The sequence below is a fragment of the Flavobacterium sp. 1355 genome (assembly GCF_017833415.1).
Lineage (GTDB): Bacteria > Bacteroidota > Bacteroidia > Flavobacteriales > Flavobacteriaceae > Flavobacterium.
The window spans coordinates 167,861-181,959 of the sequence record NZ_JAFICC010000004.1; the positions used below are offsets into that span (position 1 = coordinate 167,861).

13 protein-coding genes are annotated in these 14,099 nt (G+C 33.4%); all 13 read right to left on the reverse strand.

The genetic code is table 11. The features are described 5' to 3' along the window. Positions 1 to 137: 137 nt before the first annotated feature. The 13 genes from JOD96_RS06595 to JOD96_RS06655 all read right to left on the reverse strand — a co-directional run bounded on the left by JOD96_RS06595 (position 138) and on the right by JOD96_RS06655 (position 14,085). A complete protein-coding gene (locus tag JOD96_RS06595) occupies positions 138 to 1,028 on the reverse strand; it encodes a L,D-transpeptidase (protein WP_209563481.1) in 891 nt (296 codons plus the stop codon). 71 nt (positions 1,029 to 1,099) lie between these two features. Further along, positions 1,100 to 1,684, reverse strand: a complete 585-nt coding sequence (locus JOD96_RS06600; RefSeq protein WP_209563482.1) for a hypothetical protein — start codon at positions 1,682 to 1,684, stop codon at positions 1,100 to 1,102. A 17-nt stretch (positions 1,685 to 1,701) separates the two neighbouring features. Further along, the gene (locus JOD96_RS06605) at positions 1,702 to 2,286 is read right to left on the reverse strand and encodes an NUDIX domain-containing protein (protein ID WP_209563483.1); all 585 of its coding nucleotides are present in this window, start codon (positions 2,284 to 2,286) and stop codon (positions 1,702 to 1,704) included. Positions 2,287 to 2,336: 50 nt separating this feature from the next. Then, positions 2,337 to 3,608 carry an adenylosuccinate synthase gene (locus tag JOD96_RS06610; RefSeq protein WP_209563484.1) on the reverse strand — a complete coding sequence of 424 codons (1,272 nt, stop codon included), beginning with the start codon at positions 3,606 to 3,608 and terminating at the stop codon, positions 2,337 to 2,339. A 93-nt stretch (positions 3,609 to 3,701) separates the two neighbouring features. Continuing rightward, positions 3,702 to 4,160, reverse strand: a complete 459-nt coding sequence (locus tag JOD96_RS06615; protein ID WP_031453777.1) for a Fur family transcriptional regulator — start codon at positions 4,158 to 4,160, stop codon at positions 3,702 to 3,704. Between the two features lie 185 nt (positions 4,161 to 4,345). Further along, the gene (locus tag JOD96_RS06620) at positions 4,346 to 4,888 is read right to left on the reverse strand and encodes a hypothetical protein (RefSeq protein ID WP_209563485.1); all 543 of its coding nucleotides are present in this window, start codon (positions 4,886 to 4,888) and stop codon (positions 4,346 to 4,348) included. A 17-nt stretch (positions 4,889 to 4,905) separates the two neighbouring features. Beyond that, the gene (locus JOD96_RS06625; protein ID WP_209563486.1) at positions 4,906 to 7,125 is read right to left on the reverse strand and encodes a RelA/SpoT family protein; all 2,220 of its coding nucleotides are present in this window, start codon (positions 7,123 to 7,125) and stop codon (positions 4,906 to 4,908) included. A 231-nt stretch (positions 7,126 to 7,356) separates the two neighbouring features. Beyond that, positions 7,357 to 8,145, reverse strand: coding sequence for a TrmH family RNA methyltransferase (locus tag JOD96_RS06630; RefSeq protein ID WP_209563487.1), 789 nt, complete (start codon positions 8,143 to 8,145; stop codon positions 7,357 to 7,359). Between the two features lie 177 nt (positions 8,146 to 8,322). Beyond that, entirely contained in the window at positions 8,323 to 9,408 is a 1,086-nt protein-coding gene (locus JOD96_RS06635) for a phosphoglyceromutase (RefSeq protein WP_209563488.1), read from the reverse strand. A 117-nt stretch (positions 9,409 to 9,525) separates the two neighbouring features. Further along, a complete protein-coding gene (locus JOD96_RS06640; RefSeq protein WP_209563489.1) occupies positions 9,526 to 10,854 on the reverse strand; it encodes a DUF58 domain-containing protein in 1,329 nt (442 codons plus the stop codon). A 202-nt stretch (positions 10,855 to 11,056) separates the two neighbouring features. Beyond that, a complete protein-coding gene (locus tag JOD96_RS06645; RefSeq protein ID WP_209563490.1) occupies positions 11,057 to 12,070 on the reverse strand; it encodes an AAA family ATPase in 1,014 nt (337 codons plus the stop codon). 40 nt (positions 12,071 to 12,110) lie between these two features. Beyond that, complete coding sequence (locus JOD96_RS06650) at positions 12,111 to 13,316, reverse strand: DUF4350 domain-containing protein (protein WP_209563491.1); 1,206 nt, start codon at positions 13,314 to 13,316, stop codon at positions 12,111 to 12,113. Continuing rightward, positions 13,309 to 14,085, reverse strand: a complete 777-nt coding sequence (locus tag JOD96_RS06655) for a DUF4129 domain-containing protein (RefSeq protein ID WP_209563492.1) — start codon at positions 14,083 to 14,085, stop codon at positions 13,309 to 13,311. Before JOD96_RS06655 ends, JOD96_RS06650 begins: the two co-directional genes overlap by 8 nt. Positions 14,086 to 14,099 lie beyond the last annotated feature (14 nt).

Genomic DNA, 14,099 nt, shown 5'->3' on the forward strand with positions numbered 1-14,099 from the left:
ACGAAAATAAGAAATTTATAAGATTATTAAAGGACTAAATTTAAAAAAGATTTTTCAATATTAGTTTAATAAAAATAAAAACAGCCAACACAATTTTTGATTGTGCCAGCTGTTTTTCAGGAAAGAAATAATATAGTTTATTTAGCAGTTGTCTGATTGGTTTCTCTGATATTTTGATTGTCCAATATCTGTTTAAGAAATGGTTTTACCTGAGAGTCAATTTCAGATTCAGAGATGTCCAAAGCTTTAGGGTCATTAATTAACGCATACCAGGGTTTTGGACCATCAAAATTATAACTCCCAAAAACAATGACAGGAGTTCCTTTAACCTTTACATTTTCTTTGTCTTTTAAGATCCATTCATCGGCCCACTTGTATAAGTATTTTGCATCCTTTTCAAGAAGTCTTAGACAAGAATGCGATGCCGGATAGCCCGGTAATTCATATTCGTGAAAACCAACTCCAAGTTTGTTTTCTATATTGAAATTCCATTTTAGATCCCATTCGTCATTAAATGTGCTGGTTGTTTTCTCTGCTTTCCAATTGGTAAAGAATAAACCCGTTGGTGTCGGGTCTTTTTTTCGTCCCATATTTGTTGGCCCGGTATAGACTAATTGTCCGTTTTCATAAGCTGCAAACGTCTGGGCAGGATAAGAGAAAATAAGAACTTTAGAAACATCTTCTAAAGCACTGACATGTATAGGGAAAGGCATATAATAAACCAAATCTCCGCTAAAATCTTCAGGAACAATAATAGAATCTTTTTTTGCAAGATTGGCTTTGTCTGTTCTGTTTATAGCATAAACAATAGCTGTTTTGCTGCTGTCGGCTTCGTTTGTTTTTAGCCATTCTTTTGTTTTCTCAAAGTGATAAGAAACAGCATTCGGCTTTTTATATTCAATTTTCTTGTGTTTTTTGGCTTTTATTTCCGGCTCATTTTTTTTCGTTTTATTTTGGTTGTTACAGGAAACCAATAAAACCAAAACTAAAAGGAGAAATGCGTTTGATATATAGTATAACTTTTTCATAGGTCGTTTTTTTATTATGATAAAGTTCTCTTTTTTATACCGGCTTACCCTTATAGAATTTTTTGAAATGTTTATTTGATTTGCATTTTATTAATGGAGTTCATTTGAAATAATTCATCAAGCATTAGCTTAAAAAGCTGAAGCAATAACTGTAAGACTTCTAAATTATCAATTTCGCCGTCTGCAAAATAAGATAATTCATATTCTCCTTTGGGAAGCTCTTCCTCCCAAATACCTTTGATACTGCAGATTTGAATGTTAGTAATTTTTTGGGATTCGATTAAGCTCCGGATTTCTTTATTTCTGAGTAGCGTTTTTATTTTAAATTCATTATTGCTTTTTACTGTAAAAGCATTATCAAAATCTGAATATCCAATTTGAATATCCTGCGCTCCAAAAAGCTTTTCAACTTTTCGAATAAATCCTTCATTATAAATTTCAAACTTAAAATTGTCATTAAGGAGAATAGGAGCAACTACTCTGGTCATTTTACTGCTATATTTTCCAGACCATAAAGTATAGTAGTCAAAAATGATTTTCCATTGTTTATATTCAATTGTTGTTGAATCAGAATTCCATGAATAACCTTCGGTAAAAATTCCACCTGTTTCTTTGGTGAATTCTTGCCAGATATTACTATTTTGGTTTTGTTTCATCAATATGATTGGTTTATTTAGATCAGCCCTTTTATCTTCGCATGCTGCAGTAACAAAATAGTTTTAGCATCTGTAATTTCACCAGATTCGATCATGGCGTACGCCTCATCAAAAGTATATTCCAGCACTTCAATATTTTCCTGCTCAGCATCCAATCCACCGCCATCTCCTACTTTCATAGTTTCATCATATTCTCCGACAAAAAGATATAAAATTTCTGTGACAGATCCTGGAGACATATAGGTTTCTATGACTTTCTGAACTTTCTTTAAACGATAACCAGTTTCCTCTTCAGTTTCACGAATAATAGCCTGCTCGGCATTATCCTTGTCCAGAAGTCCGGCGCAAACCTCAATCATCATTCCGGTTTTATTTCCGTTAAGGAAAGTCGGTAAACGAAACTGTCTCGTCAGGATAACTGTTTTCTTTGTTGTATTGTAAAGTAAAATCCCGGCTCCGTTGCCACGATCGTAAACTTCACGAATGTGCGATTCTGTTGGTTGGTTTTCTTTTTTATAATTAAAGGTAACCTTATTCAATATATACCAATTATCAGATAGTAACTTAGTTTCTGTAATTTCAATTTCAGGATTTTTTCTCATGATAAAATTTTATAAAAAAAAACGCTCTGATTACCAGAGCGTTTAGAATATTATTTTGTTATAGTTTGCTTTCTGTCTGGTCCAACCGATACAATTTTGATTGGCACTTCAACTTCCTTCTCAATAAATTCGATGTACTCTTTTAGCTCAATCGGTAATTGATCATAAGTCGTCAATCCGGTCAAATCTGCTTTCCATCCTTTAAACTCTTTGTATATCGGAGTAACATTTTCAGGTTCGATGTTGTATGGGAAATGAGAAATATTTTGTCCTTTATAATTGTACTCTGTACAAACTTTTAAAGTTTCAAAACCAGAAAGAACATCACCTTTCATCATCATCAATTGCGTTACACCGTTAACCTGAATGGCATATTTTAACGCAACCAAGTCTAACCAGCCACAACGTCTTTGTCTTCCTGTTACAGATCCAAATTCATTACCAACTCTTGCCATTGTAGCACCAACTTCGTCAAAAAGTTCTGTTGGAAAAGGACCGCTTCCTACACGTGTAACATATGCTTTAAAAATTCCGTAAACCTCTTTAATTTTGTTTGGCGCAATTCCTAAACCAGTACAAGCACCGGCTGCAGTAGTATTTGATGACGTTACAAAAGGATAAGTTCCAAAATCAACATCCAACAGGGATCCCTGAGCACCTTCACAAAGAATAGATTTACCTGCTTTTTGGGCTTGGTGGATATATTCTTCACTGTCAATAAAATCTAATTTTTTTAATTCTTCAACAGCTTCAAAAAACTCTTTTTCAAGTTCTGCCAGATTGTATTGAATATTAACATCGTAAAAAGCAATCATGGCTTCGTGTTTGTCAGCCAGAGCTCTGTAACGATCTTTAAAATCTTCTAATTCAATATCTCCAACGCGTAAACCATTTCTACCGGTTTTGTCCATATAAGTTGGCCCAATTCCTTTAAGGGTAGAACCAATTTTTGCTTTTCCTTTAGAAGCTTCAGAAGCTGCATCAAGCAAACGGTGGGTTGGTAAAATTAAATGCGCTTTTCTTGAGATGATTAATTTACTTTTGATATCAAGGTTAAATTTCTCTAAACCTTCAATTTCTTTTTGAAAAACTACCGGGTCAATTACAACCCCATTTCCGATGATATTTACTGAGTTTTTATGGAAAATTCCTGAAGGAATAGTTCTAAGTACGTGTTTAATTCCATCAAATTCTAATGTATGCCCTGCATTTGGTCCTCCCTGAAAACGTGCAATAATATCATAATTTGAGGTAAGTACGTCTACAATTTTTCCTTTACCTTCATCTCCCCATTGTAATCCTAGTAATAAATCTACGGTCATTCTGTTTTAATTTGCGTTGGGACAAGCTAAGCCGTCCTACTGATTAATGTAGTTAATTTTCTTTTTTATTTTTTTAAATAATTCCCTTCCGGATTATTGATTTTGTTTCTTGTTTCCGTAGAAATACAATGAGTGATTGGTGATCTCAATATCAAATATTTCTTCGATTGTTTTTTTGATGGTTTGAATTCTCGGGTCACAAAATTCAATTACTTCTCCGGAATCTGTCATGATAATGTGATCGTGTTGCTTATCAAAATAAGATTTCTCGTAGTAAGCCTGATTTTGCCCAAATTGATGTTTTCGAACCAAGGCGCAGTCTAACAATAACTCGATCGTGTTGTATAAAGTTGCTCTACTCACACGATAGTTTTTGTTTTTCATTTTGATATAAAGATTTTCGATATCAAAATGCTCTTCACTATCATAAATTTCCTGAAGAATAGCATAACGCTCAGGAGTTTTACGATGTCCTTTCTGCTCAAGATACATTGTAAAAACATTTTTTACAATTTCTTGATTTTTAGTATTGTCAGTTGAAATTAGTGTCATAATCTCGCAAAGATAATTTTTTATTTTAATGAATAAAAGTTTAAGGTTTAAAGTTTAACTTTCACAATATGATTTTGGCATTGCCAACACTTCTGTTTTAAAGGTTTTTCAATACATTTTGGTTGTCCTTTATACCTTGCTTTATTAACATATTAATTTTAATTTGAGATAAAACTAACAAACAATTATTCGGTTTTAGTCATAAACATATACCAGTTCCATTCCCAGTTTTTTCCTTTGTCATCGCTCATTGCCTGACTCCAGACCGGATTTTTTTTGTCTCTTGCGTCCCATCTGAAAACCTGTATGACATCCCTGCCTTCAAAAACATCTTCTGAGAAAAAATGTCCTACATTATTTTCAAAAGAGCCTACAACAGGCCTGTCTAAAACCCCTGTATTAGAATCTGACCAATAGATACTCCATAGTTTTGTTGCCGGGTTAAACAGACGAACCGTCATTCCCTCAAAAGGTTCGCCATCAAAAGTGGCAAGAAAATTATCGATATTGCCAATTCCGTTGAGAATCTTATACATTTCCTGTGTTGATGGAAATTCAATCCATTCGGTACAATTGTCAAAACGTTTTTTTAATTTTTTGTTCCGGATATTAGATTTTCCCTGAAAGAAATCAAAATCATCTTTTGAAGAAGATTCAGATGCGGTAATTATAAGTTTGCCATCCTCATCAAAGTTTAATTTTGGAATTTCTAAAGAATCATTTAGCATAATGATTTAGTTATAAATTATGTTCTGTATTCTCTTGTTACCTTGTCCACACCGTCGATTTTCTTGATTGCATTGATCATTTTCTTCAGAATAGTATTGTTTTTTACAATTACTGCAATCTGACCATGAAAAATTCCCGCATCTGTACTCAGAGAAATACTCTGGATATTCACGCTCATATTGTTCGAAATTACTCTTGTCAATTGGTTTGTAAGACCCAAAACATCCATTCCGGTAATATTGATAATTGCTTTGAATTCTTCCTGAGACGAATCAATCCATTTAGCGCTCATGATGCGATACGCATAATTAGACTGCATTCCGATTGCATTTGGGCAATCTTTTTTATGAACTTTAATACCTTCGTTTATCGTTACAAAACCAAAAACATCGTCTCCCGGAATTGGGTTACAACACTGTGAAAGTTTATAATCCAGCTTATCATGCTCGGTTCCAAAAACCAGCATATCATAATTACTGCTTATAACAGGTTTATGGATATCTTCGGCAGCAGTGTCTTTATTTCGCTTAATTTTATTTTTAAAGAAATTGATAAACGTATTGCCTTTTTGCGCCGCGTAATCCTTTAATTGTTGGTTTTCGATAGCACCAATTCCAACTCTGAAAAATAAATCTAAACTTGTTTTTAGTTTAAAGAAGTTTACCAACTCATTGATAACCTGCTCGTTGATTGTTATTTTTAAATGCTTTAATTTTCTGGTAAGTAATTCTTTTCCTTCTTCAGCAATTTTTTTGGTGTTCTCGTTAAGAACGTTTTTAATTTTATTTTTGGCTCTTGAAGTCGTTACATATTCAAGCCAGTTTACTGTTGGTTTTTGATTTGGAGAAGTAATAACTTCTACCTGGTCGCCACTTTTAAGCTCATGATTTAAAGGAACAAGACGGCCATTTACACGTGTTCCTCTTGTTTTTATTCCGATTTCTGAGTGAATACTAAAAGCAAAGTCAAGAGAAGTGGCACCTTTTGGCAGTGATTTAATTTCTCCTTTTGGAGTAAAAACAAAGATTTCTTTTGAATATAAATTCATCTTAAAATCTTCTACAAAATCAACTGCATTTGTTTCCTGATTTTCCAGAGCTTCACGAAGTAAGTTCAGCCATACGTCTAAACCGCTTTCTTCTGTTGCACCATTTTTGTATTTATAATGAGCAGCATATCCTTTTTCGGCAATTTCATCCATTCGTTCGCTTCGAACCTGAACTTCAACCCAGCGGCCTTTTGGTCCCATTACTGTAATGTGCAAAGCTTCATAACCGGTTGATTTTGGAGATGAAATCCAGTCACGCAAACGGCTAGGGCTTGGTCTGTAATGATCGGTTACAATTGAGTATATTTTCCAGGCAACGAATTTTTCATCATGAGGATCTGATTTATAAACAATTCTAAGAGCAAATTTATCGTAGACTTCATCAAAACTTACGTTTTGGGCACGCATCTTTCGTCGTATCGAATAAATAGATTTTGGTCTGCCTTTTATGATATAATCTATATTTTCTTTGTCTAAGGATTTTTTTAAGACATCTGAAATATCTTTTATATAAGCATCCTGTTCTTCTTTGGTCTCCCTAATTTTGCTTACAATGTCATCATAAACCGCAGGTTCAGTGTATTTTAATCCTAAGTCTTCGAGTTTTGTTTTAATATTATAAAGTCCAAGACGATGGGCAAGGGGAGCGTAAATATATAAAGTTTCAGAAGCAATTTTAGTTTGTTTGTATTCTGCCATAGAATCCATGGTTTGCATATTATGCAGACGATCGGCCAGTTTTATCAAAATAACACGAACATCATCATTGAGCGTCAGAATCATTTTTCTGAAATTTTCTGCCTGCATAGAAGCGTTCAGGTCTTTTTGTACCAATGAAATTTTGGTCAGGCCTTCAACAAGCTGTGCTACTTTTGGATTAAATAAGCGTTCAATTTCTTCAACCGTAACCGGAGTATCTTCTACAACATCATGAAGTAAGGCCGCAGCAATAGAGGTCGCTCCCAAACCAATTTCAGAAGCAACGATTTTTGCAACTGCAATAGGATGAAAGATATAGGCTTCTCCAGATTTGCGACGTTGTTCTTTATGCGCATCAACCGCTACATCAAAAGCTTTTCTGATGAGTTTTTTGTCAGCGGGCGATAAAGTCTGGTAGCTAATTCGAAGTAATTCTTTGTATTCCTGCGCAATTGCTTTGTTTTCTTTTTCAATATCTATTTCAGTCATAACGGCATAGTTCAAGTACTAAAAATAGCAATAAGTTGCAACATACACAAGGTTTTTGGTTGTAGATTTAGGATATTGGATTTTAGGTTTTTGCCGTATAAAAAGGACTTCGACTTTGCTCAGTCTGACAATAGAAATATCCAATTTTTGCTCAAAAATTAACAGTAAAAATATTTGATAACCAGTAAAGTAAAGCCAGTAATTTTTAATTTTAACCTCAGAGCCTCAGAACTAAAATCCTCTCTGGCGTTTGGCTTCAAAAATCAAAATAGCCGCTGCAACTGAAACATTCATACTATCGATTTCGCCCTGCATCGGTATAATAATATTCTGAGTAGAAGCGTCTCTCCAATCCTGTGTTAAGCCTGTAGCTTCTGTTCCCACAACTAAAGCTGTCGGAGTGGTAAAATTTTGAGTATGATAAGAAGTTGAATCCTGTAGCGTAGCACAGTAAAAATCAATTTTTCTGTCTTTTAAAAATGAAATAATTTCTGATGTAGTTCCCGTTGCAATTTGATTGGTAAAAAGACATCCCACGCTTGAGCGTACAATATTCGGATTATATAAATCACTTTTTGGGTTAGCAATCAGGACAGCATCCAGATTTGCAGCATCAGCTGTACGCAAAAGGGCTCCGATGTTTCCTGGTTTTTCTGGTGCTTCGGCGACTAAAATTAATGGATTTCCAGATAATTTTAAATCTGATAATTGCAACGATTTGGTTTTGGCTACGGCCAAAATTCCTTCGGTTGTATCACGATAAGCCAGTTTCTGATATACTTCTTTGTTGATTTCAATTAATTGAAAAGAAGATTTAATCAAGTTACTGATTTCATTTTCAGACACTAATTCAGGTAAAAACAAAACGGTTTCTATTTCATAATCACCTTTTATGGCTAATGAAATTTCGCGTAACCCTTCAATCAAAAATGTACCGGTTTGTTTTCTGGCTTTTGCTTTTTCCTGCAGTAAAACAAGAGATTTTATAAACGGATTTTGAACTGAAGTGATTTGTTTCATTTTTTTTAAGGTACTTAGATTCTAAGGTGCTAAGGTACTGAGATTTTTTTAAAATAGGTTGGTTAAGGTTGAGAGTCGCCAAGGATTAAAGGCGTTTTGTCCCGAATTACACTAATTTTCTCGAATTATAAAACATTTTAATTTGTGAAAATTAGTGTAATTCGTGGCGAAAGAAAACTAGTTTTCAAACACTGCTTTGATCTCTTCTGCTACCTCATGATCTGCTTTAAAAGTATATCCCATAATTTTGGCAATTGTCTGCGCAAATTGTTTTTGATATATTTGAGATTCTGTTTTAATTTCGCCTTTTGGAGCAATTTCAGGTCCCATTACAGCAAACCAAATTTCTGATGCTCCCTCAATATCGTCACCATGGCTGGTCCATTCTGGTTTCTTTTTGTCGCCGCGTCCGTGATCTACCGTAATCAACAGGGTTGTTTTGTTTTTGTATTGCGGATCATTTTGCACAAAATTCCAAATTTCTTTTATCCAGGTATCTACTTGATTTGCAGCATCAAGATATGATCTGTAATGTCCTCTGTGCGCCCATTCATCGGTTTCACCGTAGGCAATATAAAGCACTTTTGGCTTGTTGGTTTGGAGTTCGTTAAAGGCTTGATAATGTGTAAAAACATCCAGGCATTCATCTTCATGAAATGGTTTAAACGAATTGGCTTTCATTTCGTTTAGAAGTTTCTGAATTTCTGTTGGTTTGTTTCCACCAATACTGTCAAAAGCAGAAATAACCGGAAAGTTGCTTCTTTTTTCATTCAGAATACGATCAAAAGCATTCCATGCTCCAAAAGCAATGGTCTTTCCTTTTATTTGTGGCTGTTGGTTTAAGAACTCCAAAACGTTTACATTAGGATTGGCTTTATGTCCATTTGTATTGATTCTTTTATCTACGTTTCCAGTCATGATTTCGCTGTATCCGGGATAACTAAACCAATAAGGATTTGATACATCAACCTTATTTCCCAAATCACGATTGCCATAAATCTGACCTTTTGATGCAATTTCAGACCAAAGGAAAGGCATTATTTTTTTACGGCTTTCCTTATCGTCAGAGCTTTTATATTTTTTATTAATATAGGATTTGTCATCCTGATTGAAATCTTTATCGTTGGCAATTTTTGAATCCATTCCCTTGAAGACTTCCTGCCATCTAAAGCCGTCTGTCGTTATGATAATAATGTTTTCTGTTTTTTGTGCGCTGGATAAAGAGCTTATAAATATAAGTGCGAGTATAAATATTTTTTTCATTTTGTTAAATTAAGACTGGAAGTTATAATAGTTTAAAACTAACGAATAATACCGATAGCTCTAAGGCTATTGTTTATTCATATCTTAAAAATAACTATAAATTTACAAAACAACAAATTACAAAATCCCTCTCGATTTTATTTCAAGATATTTATTGATCGCATCCAAAGTCAGGTTTTTCGGCTGCGTTAATATCGAATGAATTCCGTATTTCTTGAGTTCATTGGCAATAAGACGTTTTTCGAACATGAACTTTTCTGCAATTACCTTGTCATAAACTTCCTGAATAGTGTCGGTTTTTTTATTGATAATTTCATTTAATTCTGTATTGCTAAAGAATATAACAACCAATAAATGACTTTTTGCAATCCCTTTTAAATAAGGTAACTGACGATTTAAACCGTCCATTGTTTCAAAATTGGTGTACAGAATAATTAAGCTTCTCTGATTGATGTTTTTCTTAATATCAACATATAAACGGCTGTAATCACTCTCAAAAAAATCAGTTTTTACATTGTATAAAGTTTCGAGTATTTTTTGCATTTGCGAACCTCTTTTTTCAGCAAACACTCTGTTCTCAACCTTTTTGGAGAATGAAAATATGCCGGCTTTATCCTGTTTTTTTAGAATCACATTCGATAAAACCAAAGTCGAATTTATCGCATAATCCAGCAAACTTAGTCCGTTAAAAGGCATTTGCATTACGCGCCCTTTATCAATTGCCAAATAAACAGATTGTGATTTCTCATCCTGAAATTGGTTGACCATTAAGGAATTTTTCTTAGCTGTTGCCTTCCAGTTCAAAGTTCTCAAATCATCACCCTGAACATATTCCTTAATTTGTTCAAACTCCATTGTATGGCCAATACGGCGAATCTTTTTTATCCCGTATTGATGATTATTCGAAAAGGCAAAAAGATCATATTTTTTTAATTGAATAAAAGACGGATAGGTTGGAACCATCTGATCCTTATCAAAAGTAAACCTTCTTGAAATCAGTTTTAATGGTGAAGAAACATATACATTTAGGTTTCCAAAATAATATTCACCACGCTCTGTAGGACGCAAATCGTAACCCATTTCTTCGTGGGCAGAAGCTTTGATGCTTTTTAAGATTTTAAAATCACGCACCTGAAACTGAAAAGGAATTTCGTCAATAATTTTAACCAAAACAGAGAAACTATAATGGTTTTTTATGGAAATTTTTATCGGGTTTAAATCCCCGTTCGAAAGTTTCTCCGGCGTATGCCTGTTAGCTTCGATTCCTGTTTTGGCTAAATATAAAAGCAAAACATCGAGTACTAAAAAAGTACTTAATACCAAAACGATAAACCAGACTCCGTTGTATAATGCCGGAAAAATAAAAGCACCGATAAACATTCCGATGATGCCCAAAAGCACATAGAAAAAGAAGTTATTAAGATATAGACTTTTTATGAATTTCAATTTTTAAAATTTTTTAAAGTTTAATTGTATATTTTAGTAAGACTATCGTAATCAAACCCTTCTAAGTAAGCTATTTTCCATATCCCGTTTTCTTTAACAGCTTTTACTTTATATTTCGAATCATCTTTCCATTTCGTCCATGTCCAAATAAAGGTCAGGAGGTAAAGTTTAGAAAATTTCATTAAAAAAGTTTAGATTAAAATTACCTTGGTATTTCAACCGTTTCTATAATTTGTTTAATGATTTCAGAACTTGTAATGCCTTCCATTTCGCGTTCCGGAGTAACGATTACACGATGTTGCAAAACAGGAACAGCAGCTTCTTTAATATCTTCCGGTGTTACAAAATCACGGCCATTTATAGCAGCAAAACCTTTAGAAGCATTAAGAATTGCAATCGATGCACGAGGTGATGCTCCTAAATACAAAAATGCATTTTCACGAGTATTTACTACAATTCTGGCAATGTATTCCAATAGATTTTGTTCTACTCTGATTTGTTTAATAAGAGCCTGATACGATTTTATTTCCTCAGCAGAAAGAACAGTTTTTATTGCTTCTAATTTGCCATGATCCTGCAATAAATGCTCTCTTTGAATAATTAAAACTTCTTCGTTTAGTTTTGGGTAATCAATTTTAATTTTGAATAAAAAACGGTCTAATTGCGCTTCCGGTAAACGGTACGTTCCTTCCTGTTCAACAGGATTTTGTGTAGCAATAACCAAAAACGGAGTTTGCAGCTGATAAGCAGAACCGTCAATTGTAATCTGACGTTCTTCCATAACTTCAAAAAGAGCGGCCTGAGTTTTGGCAGGAGCACGGTTGATCTCGTCAATTAAAATTAAATTAGAGAAAATCGGCCCTTTTTTAAATTCAAATTCAGAACTTTTTAAATTAAAAATCGAAGTTCCCAAAATATCAGAAGGCATTAAATCGGGTGTGAACTGAATTCTGCTAAAACCAATATTCAAAGTTTTTGATAATAACTTGGCAGTAATTGTTTTGGCAACTCCGGGAACACCTTCCAGCAGAACGTGTCCGTTTGATAAGATAGCAACCAAAAGCTGGTCAATCATTTTGTGCTGACCCACAATTACAGTTTCAAGCTCTTTCTTGATAGTGTTAACATGCTCTAAAAGAGGTGCTAAATTTAATCTTGTTTCAAAATTTACATTTTCGTTTGTAATTTCTGTTTCTGATGTATTAAAATCGTCCATGGTTTGGTATGTTTTCTTTTGAATGAATTCTGTTAAAATATTAATGTAAAACTTTCTCGATTGCGTTATTGATTCTTATCAGATCTTCTTCGAGACTTCCGTGATAACTTTTTCGATGTTCGTTAATCAAAAATACAAGATCCCGGATATCATCTTCATTTTTTCCGGATTTATGATGCAGTTTTTTTATAAAATCTTCGTCAAGTTTTGTGGTATCGAGTAAATATTCATTTCGCATTCTTTCTAAAAAGTAAATGATTTTTTTATCGATAATATTACCATGATCGCCTTCCTGATAATATAGATTTCCGATAGTTTTGGTAAAATCAACCGTGAGGTTTGGCAATGGTTTCAATATCGGAACAATTCTTTGTTTTCGTTTTACATTAAAAAGAATAAAAATCAATATTCCGATTATGAATAAATACCAGGCCCATTTTAGCGCAGGCTGACTTAAAATATATCGCAAAGGCGAATCGGAAATCGATTCGTTGTTTTGGCCTTTTGTATACCAGTATATATTTCCTTTTGGCATGTAAGAAAGTACTTTTTCAGCATATTGGTAATGATCTGCTTTTAATAAATTATAATTTGTAAAAGCAATAGGCTGCATGTGCAGATAAAAATAACCATTGACATACGGAACTTTTATAAAATTGACGTGTTTCTGATTTTCGTTGCCCTGGTATCCAAGTACTGTAGTTGTTGCGGTGTCGATTTTCGCAAAATAACTTTCGATACCCACATCTTTTAAACGATATTTTTTGGTACCCAAATTTTTATTTGCCAGCCAAACTGATGAATTTTCAACAGCCTGGAAATCTGAATTTAATTCGATTTTTAAACTGTCCATTAATGTCTGAGGAAAAGTTTTCATGCTTAGAAATACATTGTTTCCATGAGAAACAAAATAGAAAAGCTCTTTTATAGACTGATCATCGATTTCGTTGTTTTGGGTAATATTAAAAAATGTTCCTTTTATCTTATATTTTCCAACAATTGTATCAGGAATATATTTTGAATCTAAAAACTCATAAGGAGTTAAGGCAGAAACTCTTTCAATTTTCTGATTTTTTAAAATGCTGTTTACTTCTTTATCAAAGACATATAATCCGTACGGAATTTTATCATTAACAGAATAGGTTTGACGCCAGTCGATAGGTTTACGCTGACCTGAACTTGCTATTAAAATCAATCCGAAAACAAAAACCAGAATAGCGATGTAAATTTTGATAGATTTATTCATTGCCAAAGGTTTTTATAGATTTCTTAAATCGGTTTTCGGCTTTGTTGAAAGTAGTTTCATCAATTTCAAATTCGCCATACCAAATGTAATTGTATAAATAAGACAAATAGGTAAAATCTTCTTTATAGACCGGATTTTGAAGCTCGTATAAATAATCAGAATTGGTTTTTTCGATATCCCATTCAATATAATGATTTTGCGCCATAACTTTTAGCAACCATAAATAATAGTAGCGGATTGCAATCCTTCTTTCGCCTTTTTCAAGACTTTCATGAATTAATTTTTTAAAATCCAATAAATGAATGTTTTTCTCTAATTCAGAATAATGAATTGTTTTTTTGTTGGCATCTTTACCAAAAATCCACTTTCCTTCTTTTCCTATTAAGGCCTTGACAATAAGGTAAATTACAAAAACAATAATCAGGACAGCTAGTACTCTCAGTATGATAGCCACAACATTTAGTGCCGCTGCAGGATTTTTAAAAGTAAAAAGATTTCTTAAGATACTTGCCAGCCATTCTTTAAAATGGTCCCACCAATTTTTCTCGGGCGCTTTGTATTCATATACAAAATCACTGTCGGTATATTTCTTTTTGAATTTTTTCTGGAAAGTCTTAACCTCCACAGTATCCGAATCGATGTAGATATCTTTTTCGGTATATTTTACAGAAGATATTTTGGGTGGATCTGTACTGATCTCCAAAGAATCCTGGGCATTTGATATGCAAAAGAAAAAAAGAAAGGATAAAACAAGTAAAATTTTATTCATTATTGGTTTCTGGT